Annotated in this window: 18 protein-coding genes; 11 read left to right on the forward strand and 7 right to left on the reverse strand. The window is 68.7% G+C overall.

The features are described from left to right. Positions 1-78: 78 nt before the first annotated feature. Positions 79-363: a hypothetical protein gene (locus DDQ50_RS14940; protein ID WP_116757590.1), complete on the forward strand. Its 285-nt coding sequence runs from the start codon at positions 79-81 to the stop codon at positions 361-363. A gap of 101 nt (positions 364-464) precedes the next feature. On the opposite strand, the gene DDQ50_RS14945 is transcribed toward DDQ50_RS14940, so the two are convergent. Together DDQ50_RS14945 and DDQ50_RS14950 are read right to left on the reverse strand one after the other, a co-directional pair. Beyond that, the gene (locus tag DDQ50_RS14945; RefSeq protein ID WP_116757591.1) at positions 465-1,046 is read right to left on the reverse strand and encodes a carboxymuconolactone decarboxylase family protein; all 582 of its coding nucleotides are present in this window, start codon (positions 1,044-1,046) and stop codon (positions 465-467) included. Positions 1,047-1,055: 9 nt separating this feature from the next. Continuing rightward, a complete protein-coding gene (locus DDQ50_RS14950) occupies positions 1,056-2,456 on the reverse strand; it encodes an FAD-binding oxidoreductase (RefSeq protein ID WP_116757592.1) in 1,401 nt (466 codons plus the stop codon). 17 nt (positions 2,457-2,473) lie between these two features. Between DDQ50_RS14950 and DDQ50_RS14955 the strand changes: the two genes are divergently transcribed. Continuing rightward, positions 2,474-2,992 (forward strand): DUF6328 family protein, encoded by a 519-nt coding sequence (locus tag DDQ50_RS14955; RefSeq protein ID WP_205663666.1) that lies wholly within the window; start codon positions 2,474-2,476, stop codon positions 2,990-2,992. A 37-nt stretch (positions 2,993-3,029) separates the two neighbouring features. On the opposite strand, the gene ku is transcribed toward DDQ50_RS14955, so the two are convergent. Next, a complete protein-coding gene (gene ku, locus DDQ50_RS14960; RefSeq protein ID WP_116757593.1) occupies positions 3,030-3,866 on the reverse strand; it encodes a non-homologous end joining protein Ku in 837 nt (278 codons plus the stop codon). 62 nt (positions 3,867-3,928) lie between these two features. On the opposite strand from ku, the gene DDQ50_RS14965 reads away from it, so the two are divergent. The 5 genes from DDQ50_RS14965 (at position 3,929) to DDQ50_RS14985 (ending at position 9,679) form a co-directional block, all read left to right on the forward strand. Continuing rightward, positions 3,929-6,511, forward strand: coding sequence for an ATP-dependent DNA ligase (locus tag DDQ50_RS14965; protein ID WP_116757594.1), 2,583 nt, complete (start codon positions 3,929-3,931; stop codon positions 6,509-6,511). Then, a complete protein-coding gene (locus DDQ50_RS14970; protein WP_205663667.1) occupies positions 6,508-7,527 on the forward strand; it encodes a YihY/virulence factor BrkB family protein in 1,020 nt (339 codons plus the stop codon). Before DDQ50_RS14965 ends, DDQ50_RS14970 begins: the two co-directional genes overlap by 4 nt. 81 nt (positions 7,528-7,608) lie before the next feature. Next, positions 7,609-7,791: a hypothetical protein gene (locus tag DDQ50_RS14975; protein WP_116757595.1), complete on the forward strand. Its 183-nt coding sequence runs from the start codon at positions 7,609-7,611 to the stop codon at positions 7,789-7,791. Positions 7,792-7,793: 2 nt separating this feature from the next. After that, positions 7,794-8,369, forward strand: coding sequence for a hypothetical protein (locus DDQ50_RS17415; protein WP_133245984.1), 576 nt, complete (start codon positions 7,794-7,796; stop codon positions 8,367-8,369). A 134-nt stretch (positions 8,370-8,503) separates the two neighbouring features. Further along, positions 8,504-9,679 (forward strand): zinc-dependent alcohol dehydrogenase, encoded by a 1,176-nt coding sequence (locus tag DDQ50_RS14985; protein ID WP_116757597.1) that lies wholly within the window; start codon positions 8,504-8,506, stop codon positions 9,677-9,679. A 64-nt stretch (positions 9,680-9,743) separates the two neighbouring features. Here the strand turns inward: DDQ50_RS14985 and DDQ50_RS14990 are convergent, their stop codons facing one another. The 3 genes from DDQ50_RS14990 to DDQ50_RS15000 are packed head-to-tail and all read right to left on the reverse strand — an operon-like array spanning position 9,744 to position 12,711. Then, complete coding sequence (locus DDQ50_RS14990; RefSeq protein ID WP_276308416.1) at positions 9,744-11,219, reverse strand: aspartate ammonia-lyase; 1,476 nt, start codon at positions 11,217-11,219, stop codon at positions 9,744-9,746. A 49-nt stretch (positions 11,220-11,268) separates the two neighbouring features. Further along, positions 11,269-11,541: a hypothetical protein gene (locus DDQ50_RS14995; protein WP_116757598.1), complete on the reverse strand. Its 273-nt coding sequence runs from the start codon at positions 11,539-11,541 to the stop codon at positions 11,269-11,271. Between the two features lie 3 nt (positions 11,542-11,544). Continuing rightward, positions 11,545-12,711, reverse strand: coding sequence for an inorganic phosphate transporter (locus tag DDQ50_RS15000; RefSeq protein WP_116757599.1), 1,167 nt, complete (start codon positions 12,709-12,711; stop codon positions 11,545-11,547). 216 nt (positions 12,712-12,927) lie between these two features. Between DDQ50_RS15000 and DDQ50_RS15005 the strand changes: the two genes are divergently transcribed. From DDQ50_RS15005 to DDQ50_RS15015, 4 genes are all read left to right on the forward strand, one after another. Further along, positions 12,928-13,347, forward strand: a complete 420-nt coding sequence (locus DDQ50_RS15005; protein WP_116757600.1) for a hypothetical protein — start codon at positions 12,928-12,930, stop codon at positions 13,345-13,347. A gap of 64 nt (positions 13,348-13,411) precedes the next feature. Next, positions 13,412-13,546, forward strand: a complete 135-nt coding sequence (locus DDQ50_RS17640) for a hypothetical protein (protein ID WP_276308417.1) — start codon at positions 13,412-13,414, stop codon at positions 13,544-13,546. Between the two features lie 33 nt (positions 13,547-13,579). Beyond that, a complete protein-coding gene (locus DDQ50_RS15010; RefSeq protein ID WP_165829846.1) occupies positions 13,580-14,974 on the forward strand; it encodes a maltokinase N-terminal cap-like domain-containing protein in 1,395 nt (464 codons plus the stop codon). A gap of 9 nt (positions 14,975-14,983) precedes the next feature. After that, positions 14,984-17,089: a S9 family peptidase gene (locus DDQ50_RS15015; protein WP_116757601.1), complete on the forward strand. Its 2,106-nt coding sequence runs from the start codon at positions 14,984-14,986 to the stop codon at positions 17,087-17,089. Between the two features lie 9 nt (positions 17,090-17,098). Here DDQ50_RS15015 and DDQ50_RS15020 read toward each other — a convergent pair whose 3' ends face one another. Beyond that, a complete protein-coding gene (locus DDQ50_RS15020) occupies positions 17,099-18,142 on the reverse strand; it encodes an isopenicillin N synthase family dioxygenase (protein WP_116757602.1) in 1,044 nt (347 codons plus the stop codon). Positions 18,143-18,203: the final 61 nt, after the last annotated feature.

The raw sequence follows: 18,203 nt of genomic DNA on the forward strand, positions 1-18,203 counted from the left end.
ATATCGTGCAGAAAGCGACCCCACGGCGGCGTCGCGCAAGATCGGAGCACTCCCGTGGCACTACAAGAAGCACAACGAATGCCGAGGCTGACGGAGGTCAAGTACGACCAGACGAGCCCCTTCCACCCGTTCGCCCGCCAGGTAGGCGATGGCGAATGGATCGTCCAGCCCCCCGAGTCGAAATCCCCGGCAGGCCTCATCCGGGTCCGCCTGGCCGCCGATGGCGGACTCGATTTCGCCGTGTACCCCTGGCACGACGATGCTCCCGACAGCACGCCGTTCGAGGGTTCGCACCCGACCCTCTTCCACGCGGTGTCGTGGCTTCGCTGGTATCTGCAGAATCCGCACGATCACGCGGCCTGATCCACGATCGACCCCGAAGGGCGTCGGATGCGCACGAGCGCTCCGGCGCCCTTCGCCGTTCGGCCGGGGTCTGAGAGGCCGGCGACGCCCGGCCGGCGGGCCTACTCCGCGCCGGACTCGGTCGAACCCATCTCGATCTCGGGCTCCGTGGGCTGCGCGCGCTGGAAGGGGCGCAGCGCCAGGTCGACGGGCACTCGGCCCACCATGTTGAAGATGTTCGTTGCGACCATCAAGCCGGCGAAAGCGACGAGAAGCACGCGCTGCCACGGCTCGAAGCTCTGCTCCAGCCGTGAGTAGACGTCATCCGGGATCTCGCCCGGTGCGGTGACGACCAGCCGACCGAGGTCGGCCAGCAGCGCGTCGCGCTCGTCGAGTACGGGTGAGTCGGGGTCCTCGCCTGCGTCGGCCAGCTGACTGCGGAAATAGGACTGGCAGACATCGGACCCGCTCGCATCCGAGATGGCCAGCCCGAAGAGGGTGACGCCCCGCGCGCCGATCACCGGTGTCAGCTCGTCGCGCAACGTGTACCACTCGAGGTAGGCGTTGAGACTCGGGGCATGCCCGAGAAGGGCCGCCTTCGTGTTGCTCGTCGGCGTGCCGGGCGACGTCGCCGCGGCGCGCTCCCGCAGTGCTCGCGCCTCGTCGTCGAGGTCCTGCTCGGGCGGAGTCGGGAGGAAGCTCATGCCTTCAGCCTAAAACTCGAAGACCCGCCCCGGACCGAGGATGCCCTGGGGATCGAACGCCGTCTTGATGCGCTTCTGCAGCTCGTAGCTGTCAGGGCCCAGCTCGTCGGCGAGCCAGCGCCGCTTGAGGATTCCGACACCGTGCTCGCCCGTCAGGGTCCCGCCGAGGGCGACGGCGGCTGTGAACATCCGATCGGCAGCGTCCCAGACGAGATCGGGGATCTCACCGTCGGCCCGCACGAGGTCGGCAGGGACGATGAGGTTGGGGTGCAGGTTGCCGTCGCCGGCGTGCGCGATGACCGGGATCGACAGCCCGGTCTCGGCGGAGATGGTCTCGATCGCCGCGAACATCTCGGGCAGTCGCGAACGGGGAACCGCAACGTCCTCGATCAGCACCTGACCGGACTTCTCGAACGCCGGGTGCGCGCTGCGACGCACGGCCAGCAGACGCTCCCCCTCGTCGGGGTCGGTCGTGAGGTCGGCGTCGGCGCCGAATCCCGCGAGGATGCCCATGATGCGGGTCGCCTCCTCGGCCGAGGAATCGCCGTCGGTCTGGACGAGGAGGTAGGCGCCGCCGCGGTCGGCGATCGGCACGTGCCCCTCCTGTCCGCCGAGGTAGACGTCGATGAGGCGCAGGCTGAGGGCATCGAGCAGTTCGAGCGCCGCCGGACGCACGCCGGATGCGGTGATCGCGGCGGAGGCGGCAGCCGCGGTGACGATGTCGGGGAAGAACGCACCGATCGTCGCCACGGTTCCGCTGGGCAGGGGACGCAGTTTGAGGGTCGCCTCCACGACAATGCCGAGTGTGCCCTCCGACCCGATCATCAGGGCTGTGACGTCGTATCCCGTCACGCCCTTGACCGTGCGGTGCCCGAAGCGGACGAGGGAGCCGTCGGCGAGGACGACGGCGAGGCCCAGCACGGCCTCGCGCGTGACCCCGTACTTGGCGCAGAGGATGCCTCCGGCGTTGGTCGCGATGTTGCCGCCGACGCTGGCGATGGCCTTGCTCGCCGGGTCGGGAGCCCACCACAGGCCCTGTTCCGCGAGCACCGCGTTGAGGTCGCCGTTGAGGATGCCCGGCTCGACGACGGCGAGCTCGTCCGCAGCGGAGATCTCGAGGATGCGGTCGAGGGAGGTGAGCGAGAGCACGATCTCGCCGGCGTCGCCGATGGCGCCTCCGGCCAGCCCCGTGCCCGCCCCGCGCACGACGACGGGGGTTCCCGTGGCCGATGCGATCCGCATGGTCGCCTGCACGTCTCCGACGGACCTCGCCTCGATGACGGCGAGTGGACGATTCGCTGATCGCGCCCCGCTCTTGTCGGCCCGGACTCCGTCGAGGGTCGCCTCGTCGGTGAGCACGGAATCGCCCAGTTCACGGCGCAGCAGGTCGAGTGTTTCTGACACGACCATCACTCTACGATTGCGGGATGTCCCAATTGCGCGACGTCGATCCGACCGACGGCCGGAACGAGACCGAGACCGAACGCCTCGACCGCAACTGGAACGAGATCCTGCAGGAGCTGAGGGTCACCCAGACCGGGACGCAGATCCTGACCGGCTTCCTCCTCACGCTCGCGTTCCAGCCGCGATTCCTCGATCTCGACCCGTTCCAGGTCGATGTCTACCTCGTCCTCGTCGGCCTCGCCGCCATCAGTACCGCGCTGGGTCTAGGTCCCGTCAGCCTTCACCGTGCCCTTTTCCGCAAGAAGGCGAAGCGCGAGATCGTGAAGCTGGCCGACCGACTGCTGGAGACCACACTGATCTGCGTCGGTCTGCTCATCACGGGCGTGGTCCTGCTGATCTTCGACGTCGTCGTCTCCCGTGGCGCTGCGATCACCGCCGGCGTCGTCACCGCGGTGCTGCTGCTCCTGGTGTGGGTGGCCCTGCCCGCCGCAAACCACCCGAAGCGCCGACGCGACGAGGACGCCTCGCGCGACGAGAGCTGACGGGCTCGACCCTGCCGCCTCTGTCCGCCGACCCCGTTCAGGCGCCCTTCTTGGCTTCCTTCTTCTTCGCCGGGGCCGCCTTCTTGGCCTTGGTCGCCTCGACACTGCGCTTCAGCGCCTCCATCAGGTCGAGCACCTCGCCGCCGTCGTCCTCGGACTCCTCCGACTCCCCGAACGTCGCCGCCGTGTCGAGGGACTCGCCCTGCTCGAGCTTCGCGTCGATGAGCTGTCGCAGCTGGTCCTGGTACTCGTCGGTGAACTTCTCGGGCTCGAAGTCGCTCTCGAAGCTCGCGACCAACGACGCCGACATCTTGAGCTCGCGGTCGGAGATGTCGACCTCGGCGTCGAGCGACTTGAACTTGGCCTCGCGCACCTCGTCGCCCCAGAGGAGCGTCTGCAGCACGAGCACGTCCCCGGTGACGCGGAGTGCCGCGAGACGGGTCTTCTGGCGGAGGGCGAACTTCACGATCGCGGTCCGCTCGCTCTCCTCGAGCGTGCGACGCAGCAGAACGTACGCCTTCGCGGACTTCGAGTCGGGTTCGAGGTAGTAGCTCTTGTCGAACATGATCGGGTCGATCTGGTCGCTCGGCACGAACTCGACGACGTCGATCTCGCGGTTCTTCTCGACCGGCAGGCTCGCGAGGTCCTCGGACGTGATCACGACGGTGCGGTCGCCGTCGTCGTACGCCTTCGCGATGTGCTCGTAGTCGACGATCTCCCCGTCGATCTCGCATCTCCTCTGGTAGCGGATGCGGCCGCCGTCGGCGTCGTGCACCTGATGCAGTGCGACATCGTGATCCTCGGTCGCCGAATACACCTTGACGGGCACGTTGACGAGCCCGAACGTGATGGCGCCTTTCCAGATCGACCTCATGAAAACCTCCTGGTTGACGCCTAGTATCGCTGGTCGTCGGTGAGCGGGGGTAGCGTGTGCGGATGGCCGACCGACCCCAGACCGTGTCGGTCGACGGAAGGCGACTGCGCCTCACGAATCTCGACAAGGTCCTCTACCCCGAGACGGGGACGACCAAGGCCGATGTCCTCGACTACTACGCCCGCATCGCCGACGCACTGATTCCCCATGTCCGCGACCGTCCGCTGACCCGCAAGCGGTGGGTGCACGGTGTCGGCAGCGACGACGAACCGGGCGAGGTGTTCTTCCAGAAGAACCTCGACGACGGCACTCCCGACTGGGTTGCGCGTCACCCGCTCGAGCACAAGAGCCGCAGCACGGTGTATCCGATCGTGAACGATCGGGCGACCCTCGCGTGGCTCGCGCAGATCGCCGCGCTCGAGCTCCACGTACCGCAATGGCGTTTCGACGCCCACGGCGAGCCGAGGAAGCCCGACCGGCTCGTGCTCGACCTCGACCCCGGCGAGGGGGTGGGCCTGCTCGAATGCGCCGAGATCGCACGATCGGCGCGCGAGATCCTGCAGGGGATGGGACTCGAGCCGATGCCGGTGACCAGCGGCAGCAAGGGCATCCACCTCTACGCGCGACTCGACGGAAGCCAGACGAGCGACCAGGTCTCCGCCTTCGCGCACGAACTGGCGCGCGCGCTCGAGGCTGACATGCCCGACCTCGTGGTCAGCGACATGAAGAAGACCCTCCGTCTCGGCAAGGTGCTCGTCGACTGGAGTCAGAACAGCAGCGCGAAGACCACGATCGCGCCGTACTCCCTGCGGGGCCGGATGCAGCCGATGGTCGCAGCGCCGCGCACCTGGGACGAGCTCGACTCCCCCGAACTGCGCCACCTCGACTACCGCGAGGTGCTCGAGCGCGTCGAGGAGCACGGCGACCTGCTCGCCTCCCTCGACGAGAGGGCGCGGGATGCGGGCCTCGAACCCACACCCGAGCGCATGGCAACGTTCGAGGCGACGCCGGCCTCGAAGGACCGCCTGGAGAAGTACCGCAGCATGCGCGACGCGGGGAGGACGCCCGAACCCGTTCCGGACGCCCCGGCCGTGCCCACCGAGGGACGCAGCTTCGTCATCCAGGAGCATCACGCGACACGACTGCACTACGACTTCCGCCTCGAGCACGATGGCGTTCTCGTCTCGTGGGCCATGCCCAAGGGCCCGCCCACGGAGCCCAAGAAGAACCACCTCGCGGTCCACACCGAGGACCACCCGCTCGAGTACGGAACGTTCGAGGGAACCATCCCGAAAGGCGAGTACGGCGGCGGAGTCGTGACGATCTGGGACTCGGGCACCTACGAGCTCGAGAAGTGGCGTGACGACGAGGTCATCGTGACCCTGCACGGCGAGCCCGACGGCGGCCTCGGCGGCAGCCCCGTGAAGCTCGCCCTGATCAGGACCGGGCGAACGCCCGACGACGAGAAGAACTGGCTCGCGCACCGGATGCAGATCCGCGCCGGCGGCGACGCCGACACCGAGACCGACACCAAGACCAAGACCGAGCGCTCGCCGAAGGCATCCGGAGCCTCGACGGCCTCGAATTCGACGCCGGACCCCGCCACGACGGCGCGCTCGACGACGAAGCGAGCCACTGAGTCGAGCACGGGCGACGCTCGCGCCGCACTGCGGAAAGGCCCGATGCTGGCGAGCCTCGGCACCGCCGGCACCATCGGCGGCGGAGCGGGCTGGGCGTTCGAGATGAAGTGGGACGGGATCCGCGCCATCGTCGATGTCCGCGATCCCGGCGCGGATACCGCGGTCACCCTGCGCAGCCGCAACGGCAACGATCTGACCGCGGCGTACCCCGAGCTCGCGGCGATCGCCGATGCGACCTCGGGCGAGGCGATCCTCGACGGCGAGATCGTCGCTCTCGACAAGCAGGGGCGGCCCGACTTCGGTCTGCTCCAGCGCAGGATGAACCTGATCGGCAGCGCCGACATCACCCGGGCGACCCGGGATGTGCCCGTGCAGTTCATCGTCTTCGACCTGCTCGCGCACGACGGACGATCGCTCCTCGGCGACGGATACGACGAACGGCGGTCCGCGCTCGAGGCGGTCGTCCACGAGACCGGCCTGGTGCGCGTGCCCGCCGTCTTCGACTCCGTCGAGACGAGCCTCGACGAGGCGATGGCGATCAGCTCCCGTCTCGGCTTGGAGGGAGTCGTCGCCAAGAAGCGCGCGTCGACGTACAGTCCGGGCCGACGATCGACAGGATGGCTGAAGCTCAAGCACCATTCGACCCAGGAGGCTGTCATCGGCGGTTGGCTGCCCGGCAAGGGTCGACGAGAGGGCGGGGTCGGCTCGCTGCTCCTCGGCATCCCCGGCGACGGGGGCCTCGTCTACATCGGCCGGGTCGGCACGGGCTTCGGCGACCGCGACCTCGACGATCTGGCGGCCCGACTCGAACCACTCGCGCAGAAGACCGATCCCTTCCTCGACATCCCCCGCGTCGACGCCCGAGACGCGCACTGGACGCGTCCCGAGATCGTCGGCGAGGTCGAGTTCGCTCAGTGGACCTCGACGGGGCGGCTGCGGCAGCCGTCCTGGCGCGGCTTCCGTCCCGACAAGGCGCCGAGCGACGTGGTCAAGGAGACGCCGTGAGCGCTCGACGCCCGCTCGGGCGACGCGAGCTGCTCTACGCGCTCCGCCGCACGGGCCATTCGATGGTGCGCGTCCGGATCATCGATTCGACCGCCGCACTGACCTTCTTCGCCGCTCTCACTCTGTTCCCCGCCTCGCTCACCGCTATCTCGGCGTTCGCCATCGGAGGCGGCGACAGCGGCGCGGTCCGTTTCATCCGCGACCTGATCGAGGAGGTCTTCGGTCCCGAGGCGGCCGAGACGGCCAGGGGCCCCCTCGAGCAGCTGACCAGCATCAGCAATCCCGGGGTCGCGCTCGGCTTCGGGATCGTGCTGCTGCTCTGGACCGGATCCGCCTACGCGACCGCATTCGGCCGCGCCGCGAACGCGATCTACGGCGTGCAGGAGGGGCGCCGGATCTGGAAGTTCCGCTCGCTCATGGCCATCGTCGCCGCCGTGCTCATCGTCGGAGTCGCGGGCGCTGTCATCCTCCTGATCGGCACACCGAAGGTCGCGGAGGCGGCGGCGGACGTGCTGGGGGTCGGCCAGCCCTGGATCACGGTCTGGCTCATCGGGCGCTGGCCGGTGGTCTTCGCCCTGGCCTGCGTGCTCATCGCCGTGCTCTACTACTGGACCCCGACGATCGAGCGGCAGAGCGTGGCCCTGTTCTCCTGGGGTTCCGTCGTCGCCCTCGTCGGCTGGGCGGCGGCGACCGGAGGGTTCATCTTCTACGTCGCGAACCTCGCCCACTACGACGAGGTCTACGGCTGGCTGGGCGGGGCGCTGGTCGTCCTGCTCTGGCTCTACATCACGAACTTCATGCTGCTCGCGGGAGCGACCCTCGATGCCGAGTTCGTGCGCGTCCAGCAGCTCCGCGACGGGATCCCCGCCGAGTCCGTCATCCAGGTTCCGATGCGGGACACCTCGCGCAACCTCACGATCGCCCGGTCCCTCGCCGCCGATGAGGCGGACGGCCGCACGATCCGCGAGGACGCCGACCGCGAGCGGCACGCAGCCGCCAAGCACATCGACGCCTGAACCCCGCCCGCGCCCCCGTTCGAAGCCATCGGTCAGCAGATTCCCACCCGCCGCGCTGAGCCGCGAGCGTACTGTCGCTGTATGAGCACTGAACGCCAGCCGAATCCTTCCGAGAACGAGGTCGAAGGCGACTTCTCCGTCCCCGAGGACGCCGACTTCACCACACCCGGCGATCCTCTGAAGGACGACGAGCACGCGGGGGACAAGTCGGGTTACGGCTCGACGAAGAACGACGCCACCCCCGGCAACCCGATCGGCGAGTGAACGTGGCGCGCCTGAGGATCCTCTTCGTCGCCGGTCTCGGCCTCGGTTACGTGCTCGGAGCGCGCGCCGGTCGCGCGCGATACGAGCAGATCCGGGAGAAGGCCGACGAGGCCTGGAACGACCCCCGCGTCGTCAAGGCACGCGACGAGGCGACCCAGTTCGTTAAGGACAAGGCCCCCGTCGTCGCCGAGGCGGCGAAAGACGCCGCGGCCAAGACCGCCGAGGCGGCGAAGGACGCCGCCGCGAAGACCGCCGAGACCGTGAAGGACGTCGCGGGCAAGACGGCCGAGGCGACCAAGGATCTCGCCTCGAAGACGGCCGAGGCCACGAAGGACGTCGCCGGTAAGACGGCCGAGACCACTAAGAACGTGGCGGACAAGGTCACCGGCGCCGCGACGGACGCCCGCGACAAGGTCACCGACACCGTCGGCGACGTGCAGAAGCGCGTCTCCGACACCGCCGACGAGATCCGCGACGACATCGAGGAACGCAGCGACAAGGCGCTCCGGACCGCGGCCGAACGCCGCGACGATGCCCTCGCCCCTCTCGACGACGACGAGGACGAACCCACCCGCTGAACGACGGCGGTTCTCCGCCCTCAGCCACGCCTCGATGGAGGCGCTATTCGTCGTGCCGCCGGACGCCCCGAACGGTAAGCCGGCTCACGGCTCAACCGAACACCAACGCATGACGACGAAAGCGAACGACCGACATGAGAGCACTCACCTGGCAGGGCCCGAGCAAGGTTTCGGTCGACACCGTCACCGACCCGACGATCCTCGAGCCGACCGACGCGATCGTGCGGATCACCTCGACGGCGATCTGCGGCAGCGACCTGCACCTCTACGACGTCATGGCGCCCTACCTCGCGAAGGGCGACATCCTCGGGCACGAGCCCATGGGCATCGTCGAGGAGGTCGGGACGTCGGTGCCGAACCTCTCGGTCGGCGACCGTGTGGTCATCCCGTTCAACATCTCCTGCGGCAACTGCTTCTTCTGCAACAACGGCCTGCAGAGCCAGTGCGAGACCTACCAGAACCGGGATACGGGAACGGGGACGGACCTCTACGGGTACACGGAGCTCTACGGCTCGGTCCCGGGCGGCCAGGCCGAGTTCCTCCGCGTGCGCCGCGCCGACTACAACCCCATCAAGGTCGGCACCGACCTGCCCGATGACCGCTACCTGTTCCTCAGCGACATCCTGCCCACCGCGTGGCAGGGCGTCGAGTACGCAGCCGTCCCCGACGGCGGCACGCTCGCCGTGCTGGGTCTCGGTCCGGTCGGTCAGTTCGCCAGCCGGATCGGCGTGTACCGCGGCTACCGGGTGTTCGCCATCGAGCCCGAGGCGGAGCGACGGGCCATGGCGGAACGCCACGGTGTGCAGACCTTCGACCTCACCGACGACGTGTGGGACAGGATCCGCGACCTGACGGACGGACGCGGGCCGGACAGCGTCATCGACGCCGTCGGCATGGAGGCCCACGGCTCCCCCGTCGCCTCGTTCGCACACAAGCTGATCCCGCACATGCCCGAGCCGATCGCGAAGACGATGATGGAGCACGCCGGCATCGACCGGCTCGCGGCACTCCATGCCTCGCTCGACCTCGTCCGTCGCGGTGGCACCGTCTCGCTGTCCGGTGTCTACGGCGGCAGTGCCGACCCGATGCCCCTGCTCAACATGTTCGACAAGCAGGTGGCGCTCCGCATGGGGCAGTGCAACGTCAAGAACTGGATCGATACGCTCCTGCCGATCGTCGAGGACTCGGCCGATCCGCTCGGCGTGATGGACCTCGTCACCCACCGACGCCCGCTCGAGGATGCCCCGGAGATGTACGAGGCGTTCAAGAACAAGACGGACGACTGCATCAAGGTCGTGCTCACGCCCTAGGCTCTCGCGGATCGGCGGACGCGCGCGGTGGGTTCACCTGCCGTGCTCGTTCGGGCCCGCGTGATCAGCGACCGGTCGGCGGGGCGGCCTGCGGGAGGACCGGCGGAAGCGTCGGGATCGGGGCGGTCACCGGCGACTCACCCGACAGCCGTTCGAGCGCCAGCAGCCCCGACACCTCGGAACGGGTGAGCAGACCTCGTTCGACCACCAGGTCGGCGACGTCGCGGCGCCCGGCGAGCGCCTCCTTCGCGAGCGAGGCGGCGGCCGCGTAGCCGATGTACGGGGTCAATGCCGTGATGACCCCGACCGAGGAGGCGACCATCTGGTCGAGTCGCTCACCATTGGCGGTGATGCCGTCGACGCAGTTCTCCCGCAGGGTCCGGCAACCGCGTCGCAGCCAGCTGAGGCTCTGCAGCAGACTGTGGGCGATCACGGGCTCGAACGCGTTGAGCTGCAGCTGTCCGGCCTCGGCGGCCATGGTGACGGTCACGTCGGCTCCCGCGATCGAGAACGCGATCTGATTGACCACCTCGGGGATGACGGGATTGACCTTGCCCGGCATGATCGAGGAGCCGGCCTGCCGCGGTGGCAGGTTGATCTCACCCAGCCCGGCCTGCGGGCCGGAGGACAGCAGTCGCAGGTCGTTGCAGATCTTCGACAGCTTGATCGCCGAGCGCTTCATCGCCCCGGACAGCGTCATGAAGACCCCGGCGTCGGATGTCGCCTCGACCAGGTCGCCCGCGGTGGAGTGATCGAATCCCGTGACGGCGCGCAGATGCCGGTTCACCGCCTCGGCGTAGCGCCGATCGGCGGTGATGCCCGTCCCGATCGCGGTGGCGCCGAGATTGTGCTCGTACAGGAGCGGGAGCGTCTCGCGAAGCCGCGCGTGGTCCTCGCCCAGCGTCACGGCGAAGCCCCGGAACTCCTGCCCGAGCGTCATCGGGACGGCATCCTGCAACTGGGTGCGTCCGACCTTGAGCTGGTGGGCGAATTCGCGCCCCTTCTCGCCGAAGGAGACGCGGAGCCGATCCAGTTCGGTGACCAGGCCGAGGATGCCGAGGCACAGCCCGATCTTGAGCGCCGTCGGGTACACGTCGTTGGTCGATTGACTGCGGTTCACGTCGTCGATGGGGTGGATGAAGGAGTACTCGCCCTTCGGATGCCCCGCAAGCTCAAGCGCACGATTGGCGATCACCTCGTTGGCGTTCATGTTCGTGCTCGTCCCGGCGCCGCCCTGGATGATGCCCACCACGAACTGCTCGTCGAGCAGCCCGGACTGGACGTCCTCGCATGCCGCGATGATCAGCTCCGCCTTCTCGGGCGAGAGCACTCCGACCTCGACGTTCGCGAGCGCAGCCGCCTTCTTGACAGACCCGAAGGCCCGCACGAAGTCGGGATAGACCGAGACGGGACGGCGGGAGATCGGGAAGTTCTCGAGGGCACGGGCCGTATGGATGCCCCAGTAGGCGTCGGCCGGTATCTCCATCGAACCGAGCGAATCGCTCTCCGTGCGGGTGCGTGCGTCCGTTGCCTCTGCCACGCTCCCGACCCTACGCGCTCGTCCGCGCGCATCGAAGACCAGGCCGGGATCAGCCGTGCAGTGCGGGGACGATCAGATAGACGCCGTAGAGCACGCCGAGAGCGGCGAGCGCGAAGCAGGCGATGCCGCCGATGGTCGCGGCGAGCGGGCGCGTGGACCCCGCCACATCGTCGGTCTCGTCATCGCGAGCCGAACCGGTGTACGCCACGTCGGGCGGCGGAGTGGAGAACAGCTTGATCCCCGTCGCGAAGAGGGCGACGAGCACGCAGGAGGCGACGAGCGCGACGACCGCGACCGTGAGGAGTGAGAGCCAGTCGATCATGAGCTACTTCGACCTCGCCTTCGATTTCTTGATCTTGACGACGTTGCCGGCCGCGTTGACCTCGTTCTCGAGGCTGCCGCTGTCGACCCGGGTGCGGCTGGATCGCCAGAAGATGATGACGATGAACGCGACGCCCAGCACCGCGTCGATCGCGATGCCGACCGGGCCGAGAGCGGCGACCAGTGCGGCGATCGCTCCGATGAGCGCCGCGGACGGAAGGGTCAGGAGCCAGCCGATGGCGATGCGCCCGGCCGTCGACCAGCGGACCGAGGAACCGCGTCGGCCGAGACCGGAGCCGATGACCGATCCGCTGGCGACCTGCGTGGTCGAGAGGGCGAAGCCGAGATGCGTCGAGGCGAGGATCGTCGCGGCCGTGCTCGTCTCGGCTGCGAACCCCTGCGCCGGCTTGACCGCGGTGAGTCCGGTGCCGAGGGTCTTGATGATCCGCCACCCGCCCGAGTACGTACCGATCGCGATGGCGAAGGCGCACGCGCCGACCACCCAGAACGCCGGCCCGCTGCCCGCCTCCTGCAGCCCGCCCGCGATCAGGGTGAGGGTGATGACGCCCATGGTCTTCTGCGCGTCGTTGGTGCCGTGAGCGAGGGCGACGAGCGAGGAGGAGAAGATCTGCCCGTATCGGAAGACGCCCCGGCCATCGGGCAGCCCGTCGTGCCGTCGCGTGATCCGGTAGGCCAGCCTGGTCGCCAGGTAGGCCGTGCCGCCCGCGATGATGGGCGCGAACAGGGCGGGCAGCAGCACCTTGGAGACGACGACCCCGAAGTCGACGGCGCCGATGCCCGCTCCGATCAGCGCCGCGCCGATGAGACCGCCGAAGAGGGCGTGGCTCGACGATGACGGCAGACCGAAGAACCAGGTGATCAGGTTCCAGACCGTCGCGCCGATGAGGCCGGCGAAGACGAGTTCCGGCGTGATCTGCACTCCCCCGTCGCCCTCGCGGATGATGCCGCCGGAGATGGTCTTGGCCACCTCTGTCGAGAGGAAGGCGCCCACGAGGTTGAGCACCGCAGCGAGGGCGACAGCGACTCGCGGCTTGAGCGCACCGGTCGCGATCGGCGTCGCCATCGCGTTCGCGGTGTCGTGGAAGCCGTTCGTGAAGTCGAAGAACAGGGCTAGTGCGATGACCAGCACGATGATGAACGAGATGTCCATCAGCTGTTCATTCCACGTCTGTTGCCGAATCGGTGCTGGGTGGACACGGCCTCGACACTACCCAACGCGGCCCCGCTCCACCCGTTCCGCGCGATCGGACGCGCGGAACGACTCGCGAGAACGCGGCACCGACCCGCGTTACACAGCTGTCTAACAGGCGTCTCGCCGCTTGCGCCCCTATGTTCACGGGGTCGGGTGTCGAGGAAGGTGGGAGCGGTGGACGTCGGATCGCTCGCCCTGATGTACGTCCCGTTCCTGCTCTTCATGCTCATCGGCTTCGTCGTCGCGATCGACGCCTGGATCCGGCACTCGCGTCGCAGCCGGGCGCGATGGGCTCCCGGACTGCAGCTGGTCGCGGGTGTGCTGATGGCTCTCGTCGCCGTCGTCGCGATCGTGGTGGCACCCGATGTCGGACTGTTCGACGACATGGACAGCATGATCATCACGACGCGATCGACGACCCAGGTGTACCTGGCAGGGGCCGTCATCGCCGCGGTCACTCTGCTCACGGGCTTGGCCGCTCCGGCGAACCCGCAGCCGCGACGCGGCATGACCACCCTTGCGCTCGTGCTCGACCTGCTGGCGATCGCGGGCTGCTGCTACTACCTCTACGCGCCCACCTCGGGCCTGGCCTGAGACGTCCGGGGAACTCCCCGGGAACGCTCGAGAAGCCGCGGGGCGCGCGGCGTAGGCTCGGCCCATGTCGAAGCCCGATGACCGTGTACCCGCCAACGACGATCCGCACGACCTCGAGAATTCCGAGCCCGACTACGAGGAGGTGCTCGAGCAGCTGCCCGAGGCCCATCCGACCGACGGTCCCGCCCCCGCCCCGTGATCGCAGGACGTTGAGCGCGGAGACCGGACCGGAATGAACGAGCTCGTCGAAGACCCCGCATTCGCGTCCTGGGTGGGGCGGCAGCGCTGGTACTCCGGTGCCGGCAGCTCGCCGCGCCTCACACTCACCGCGAGCTACCCGCTCGACCTGGGCGACTCGGCTGCCCGCGGCGTCGTGGCCATCGTCGCCGACGCCGATGGTGCGCACTACCAGGTGCCGCTCGCGTTCGGTTCGGCCGGCGAGGCCCGTCCCGAGACCATCACGACCCTCGACGGCGTGCCCGTCTCGGACGGAACACGCGACCAGGCGGTCGCCGCGGCACTCCTGACGCTCGCCATGAGCGTCGGTGTCAGATCCGGCGACGGCATCACGGTCAGCGGACAGCCGTTCGGGCACGCACCGGTCTCCATCGCCCGGTCGCGGGTGCTGTCCGGGGAGCAGTCGAACACGTCGATCATCTTCGACCTGACCGACCCTTCTGGGACGCCGACGACGTCCGCCATCCTCAAGGTGTTCCGCGTCGTCCACCACGGGGACAACCCCGACGTGGTCCTGCAGAGCGCGATCGCCGCCGCAGGGTCGACCCGTGTCCCCCGGTCGCTCGGCGCTGTCGTCGGCGAATGGGGCGAGGGGCGGGGCCATCTGGCTTTCGCGCAGGAGTTCCTGCCGGACACCCGGGATGCGTGGCGGGTCGCGCTGGATGCCGCGACGGCGGGTGAGGACTTCACCGAGAGGGCGCGCGCCCTCGGAGCCGCCACGGCGGAGGTCCACGGCGTGCTGGCTGCGACGATGCCGACAGAGCCCCCGTCGGCCGACAGGGTCGAGTCCATCGGCCGCAGCTTCCGCGAACGGATGTTCGCGGCGTTCGTCGCGGTACCCGCCCTCGAAAGGTTCCTCGGGGCGATCGAGACGATCTACGACCAGGCTGCGGACGAGCCCTGGCCCGCGTTCCAGCGGGTCCACGGCGATTACCATCTCGGGCAGGTACTCGAAGTCCCCGGGCGCGGCTGGGTGCTCCTCGACTTCGAGGGCGAACCGCTTCGCCCGATGACCGAACGGAATGCGGCAGATCTCGCCCTCCGCGACGTCGCCGGGATGCTGCGCTCATTCGACTACGCGGCGGGCTCCGTCACGCTCGCCGATCCGAGCCGTGCCGCAGCGGCGACCGAGTGGGCCGCCGCCGCGAGGGCCGCGTTCCTCGACGGTTACGAGCACGGCGGAGGCGATCCGATCGATGCGCATCCCGCGCTTCTGACGGCGCTCGAACTCGACAAGGCCCTCTACGAGGCACTGTACGAAGCGCGCAACCGACCGGACTGGCTCCCCATCCCGACGCTCGCGATCGCGCGGCTCGTCCTCGCCGGCGAACCCCTCGATGAGCAGACCCCGTCAGGGTCAGACAGCGAGAGCACGGGCGTCAGCGAATAGCCTGTCGGAGTGACCTCATCCTCCGCCAGCGGCGCCCCGATTGCACGGCGCGTGCCGACCACCCGCCTCCACCACGGCGACGAGTTCGTCGACCAGTACGAGTGGCTCCGCGACAAGGAGGACCCCGAGGTGGTCGCGCACCTCGAAGCTGAGAACGCGTTCACTGAGGCCTCCCTCGACCACCTGGCGACGCTGCGGGAGACCATCTTCGACGAGATCAAGTCGCGCGTGCAGGAGACCGATCTCTCCGTGCCCACCCGGCAGGGGTCGTGGTGGTACTACTCGCGGAGCGAGGAGGGCAAGCAGTACGGCATCTCCTGCCGTGTGGCCGCCCTGAGTCACGACGACTGGACTCCCCCGGTGATCGAGCCGGGTGCCGCCCAGGAGGGCGAGCAGATCCTCCTCGATTCGAACGCCCAGGCCGAAGGGCACGAATTCTTCTCCCTCGGCAGCTTCGACGTTTCGACCGACGGCACGCTCCTCGTCTACGCGACGGACACGGTCGGGGACGAGAGATACGAACTGCGCGTCCGCGACCTCATCACAGGCGAGGACCTCGACGACGTCATCCCCGGGACCCTCCCCGGCGCGCTGATCACGCCGGACGGAAGGTACGTGTTCTACACGACGCCCGATGAGGCGTGGCGACCCGACACCGTCTGGCGGCACGAGATCGGGACCCCGGTCTCCGACGACGTCGCCGTCTTCACCGAACCCGACGAGCGCTACTGGGTGGGCGTCGGTCTGACCCGATCCCAGAGGTACCTCGTCATCGAGGTCGGTTCCAAGATCACGAGCGAGTCGCGGATCGTCTCCGCCGATGATCCCACCGGTGAGTTCGAGCTCGTCTGGCCGCGTCGCGAGGGAGTCGAGTACGACATCTCGCACACCATCGACGACGGCGAGGACCGCCTCCTCATCCTCCACAACGACGGCGCCCTGAACTTCGAGCTCGTCAGCGTGTCCGTCGCCGACCCGCAGGGCGAACGACGTGTCGTCCTGCCCGCCTCGGATGAGGTGCGACTCGAGAGCGTCGACACGTTCTCGTCGTTCACCGCCGTGTCGTACCGACGCGAGGGCATGACCCGACTCGCGACCCTGGCAGCCGACGGTCTCAAGGAGATCGACTTCGACGAGCCCCTCTTCACCGCGGGTCTCGGCGGAAACCCGGAGTGGACCCAGCCGACGCTGCGTCTGCACTTCGGCTCGTTCGTGACCCCGGCGACCGTGTTCGACTACGTCGTCGCCCAGGACCACCTGACCGTGCTCAAGCGTCAGGCGGTGCTCGGCGGGTACGACCCCACCGACTACGACCAGCGCCGCGTGTGGGCGACCGCCCCCGACGGCGCCCGCATACCGATCTCGATGGTCGCCCGAGAGGGGCAACTCGATCGACCGTCGACACAGGGCCCTCCTCCGGTCCTCCTCTACGGATACGGGTCATACGAGGCGAGCATCGATCCGTCGTTCTCGGCGGCCCGACTGTCGCTGCTCGACCGGGGAGTCGTCTTCGCCATCGCGCATGTGCGCGGCGGCGGCGAGCTCGGCCGGGCCTGGTACGACGACGGGAAGCTGCTCAACAAGAAGAACACCTTCACCGATTTCCTCGCCGCCGCGGACGAGCTGATCGAGCAGGGCTACGCCTCACCCGACCGCCTCGTCGCCGAGGGGCGCAGCGCCGGTGGCCTCCTCATGGGTGCGATCGCGAACATCGGACCCGACCGTTTCGCCGGCATCCTCGCCGGGGTGCCGTTCGTGGACCCGCTGACCTCGATCCTCGATCCGTCGCTCCCGCTCACGGTCATCGAATGGGACGAATGGGGCGACCCGCTGCACAACGCCGACGTGTACGAGTACATGAAGTCGTACTCCCCTTATGAGAACGTCACCGACCAGGAGTACCCGCGCATCCTCGCGGTCACCAGCATCAACGACACGCGCGTGCTCTACGTCGAGCCGGCCAAGTGGACGGCACGACTGCGCGAGGTGGGCGCTCCTGTCCTCCTGAAGACCGAGATGTCAGCGGGACACGGCGGCGTCAGCGGTCGCTACTCCGCCTGGCGGGAGCGTGCGTTCGAGCTCGCCTGGATTCTCGACGTGCTCGGCGCCGCCTGACCCGGAGCGCTACTTGGCGGCGAGCACCCGGGCGGCCTCGCGGGTGGCGGACGTGTTCGCGGTGCCCGCTCGCGATCCCGCGAGCTTGCGGCTGATGTGCTCGTCGACCGTCACGGGCTCGGGGTAGAGGTTGGGGTGCTCCGCATCGATCGTCTGCGGGAGCGTCTCGATGAGGGCATCCCAGTTGCCGTCGTGGAAGAACGCGGCCGACCGGCGTCGCTGGATGGTCCCGTCGATCACGGGAGGCTTCACGCGGTGCAGTGTCGACATCCACCGCTCGTTCGTCCACCGGCCCGTGATGTCGCCGAGGTTGATGAGGAGGGCGCCGTCGGCGGGGCTCACGTCGTTCCAGGAGCCGTCGGAGCCGAGCACCTGCAGCCCCTTGACCTGGTCGGCCCACAGGATGGTGACGATCCCGTAGTCGGTGTGCTCGCCCATACCGGTGAGATCGCCGTCGAGCTTCACATCGGTGCCCTCGGGGAGCGCGTAGTTGTTCATGCGGAGGACGTCGAGCGAGTGGTCGGTGTAGCTGTCGAAGAACCCGGCGGGGAGGCCGAGCGCGTCGGTGAAGATCTCGACCATGGTGCGTGCCACCCGGCCCGCCTCGCTGAAGTATGCGGTGACCTTGGGCTCGAATCCGGGGGCGGCGTCGGGCCAGACGTTCTCGTTGTACAGCCGCTCGGGCAGGTCGAGTCCGGGGTAGTCGCTCGACCCATCGCCCACGTTGAACGCCTCGAAGAAGTCGTTCATGCGCGACGCCGCCTCGACCCCCAGCGACAGTGACAGCGACTCCGTCTTCGGAGGCGTGTACCCGCGGTTGATGCCCGGAGGGGTGCGGTAGGTCTTCTTCTGCTCGAGCGGCAGCGCGAAGAACTCGTCCATCGCGTCGGCGAGACCGTCGGTCAGCTCCTCGGGGATGCCGTGACCGGTGATCTGGATGAAGCCGACCTCGCGGCAGGCCTTGTCGATCGCTGCCGCGACAGCGGCGCGCTCGTCGGCCGTGCCGTCCTGGACGTAGGCGGTGATGTCGACGGTGGGAACGGTGATGGACATGGCTCCATCCTGCCGCTCCCAGGTTTCAAAGGTGTGAACTCGCGCCCCGAGTCCTCGCGGA

This window comes from Amnibacterium flavum, assembly GCF_003097495.1.
Lineage (GTDB): Bacteria > Actinomycetota > Actinomycetes > Actinomycetales > Microbacteriaceae > Naasia > Naasia flava.

Excerpts from the sequence above, each read along its gene's own strand:
- DDQ50_RS14940 (WP_116757590.1), top strand. The coding sequence starts at position 79 with ATGCCGAGGCTGACGGAGGTCAAGTACGACCAGACGAGCCCCTTCCAC.
- DDQ50_RS14945 (WP_116757591.1), bottom strand. The coding sequence starts at position 1,046 with ATGAGCTTCCTCCCGACTCCGCCCGAGCAGGACCTCGACGACGAGGCG.
- DDQ50_RS14950 (WP_116757592.1), bottom strand. The coding sequence starts at position 2,456 with ATGGTCGTGTCAGAAACACTCGACCTGCTGCGCCGTGAACTGGGCGAT.
- DDQ50_RS14955 (WP_205663666.1), top strand. The coding sequence starts at position 2,474 with ATGTCCCAATTGCGCGACGTCGATCCGACCGACGGCCGGAACGAGACC.
- ku (WP_116757593.1), bottom strand. The coding sequence starts at position 3,866 with ATGAGGTCGATCTGGAAAGGCGCCATCACGTTCGGGCTCGTCAACGTG.
- DDQ50_RS14965 (WP_116757594.1), top strand. The coding sequence starts at position 3,929 with ATGGCCGACCGACCCCAGACCGTGTCGGTCGACGGAAGGCGACTGCGC.
- DDQ50_RS14975 (WP_116757595.1), top strand. The coding sequence starts at position 7,609 with ATGAGCACTGAACGCCAGCCGAATCCTTCCGAGAACGAGGTCGAAGGC.
- DDQ50_RS14985 (WP_116757597.1), top strand. The coding sequence starts at position 8,504 with ATGAGAGCACTCACCTGGCAGGGCCCGAGCAAGGTTTCGGTCGACACC.
- DDQ50_RS14995 (WP_116757598.1), bottom strand. The coding sequence starts at position 11,541 with ATGATCGACTGGCTCTCACTCCTCACGGTCGCGGTCGTCGCGCTCGTC.
- DDQ50_RS15000 (WP_116757599.1), bottom strand. The coding sequence starts at position 12,711 with ATGGACATCTCGTTCATCATCGTGCTGGTCATCGCACTAGCCCTGTTC.
- DDQ50_RS17640 (WP_276308417.1), top strand. The coding sequence starts at position 13,412 with ATGTCGAAGCCCGATGACCGTGTACCCGCCAACGACGATCCGCACGAC.
- DDQ50_RS15010 (WP_165829846.1), top strand. The coding sequence starts at position 13,580 with ATGAACGAGCTCGTCGAAGACCCCGCATTCGCGTCCTGGGTGGGGCGG.
- DDQ50_RS15020 (WP_116757602.1), bottom strand. The coding sequence starts at position 18,142 with ATGTCCATCACCGTTCCCACCGTCGACATCACCGCCTACGTCCAGGAC.